The sequence below is a fragment of the Kineococcus vitellinus genome, assembly GCF_009906315.1.
Taxonomy (GTDB): Bacteria; Actinomycetota; Actinomycetes; order Actinomycetales; family Kineococcaceae; genus Kineococcus; species Kineococcus vitellinus.
In genome coordinates, this window is sequence record NZ_JAAALL010000612.1 from 1 (window position 1) to 747 (window position 747).

General features: G+C 84.5%; 1 pseudogene. It reads right to left on the minus strand.

The features are described 5' to 3' along the window. Positions 1–99: 99 nt before the first annotated feature. Positions 100–747: pseudogene (locus tag GTQ99_RS23725) on the minus strand (type II secretion system F family protein); the annotation flags it as partial.

The window sequence follows — 747 nt, forward strand, 5'->3', positions numbered from 1 at the left end:
GGGTGCCCGTGCCGCGGCCACCCGGCCCGCCGCCACCGCCGGCGGTGAGGACCGCCGCCGCGAGCAGGGCGGCGACGAGGAGCGCCGCGCCCACGCCGCTCACCGGGCGGCGCGCTCGGCGCCGCGCACCAGCCGGGCGCTCCAGACCCGCCCGAGCACCAGCAGACCGGTCCCCAGCAGCGCGCTGAGGCGCCCGGGCGCCGACCCGAGCAGCGCCTCCCAGGGCGGCGCCCCCAGCGCGGCGCCGAGCACGAGGCCGAGCAGCGGCAGCAGCGAGACGGTGCGGGCGCTGACGGACGCCCCGGCGAGCGCGGTCCGCACGGCGGCCCGCGCCGAGGCGTCCGCGCGCAACCCCGCCGCGCTCGCCTCGAGGGCCTGCGCGGCGGGGGCTCCGGTGCGCTCGACGAGCTCCCACACGGCGCGCACCCCGAGCGGTGCGGTGGCCGGCGGCGCGGCGGGACCCACCGGGCCGCCGCGGACGGCGCCGGTGGCCCCGGCGGGAGGTCGCGCAGCAGGTGCCGCAGCAGGTGCCGCGGGGGGTGCCGCGTGGTGCCACACCAGCGCGGGCGGCACCCCGGCGCGCAGCAGCGCCGCCGCGCGCTCGGCGAGCCGGGCACCGGCCAGCAGCGCGTCCTCCTGCCGCGGCCGGGGCGGGCGCCGGGAGCGCGGGCGGCCACCGCCCCGGGAGGGGACCCGGGCACCGGGAGCACCGGCCGGCGGTGCCACCAGGACCGCGACGCCGAGCAG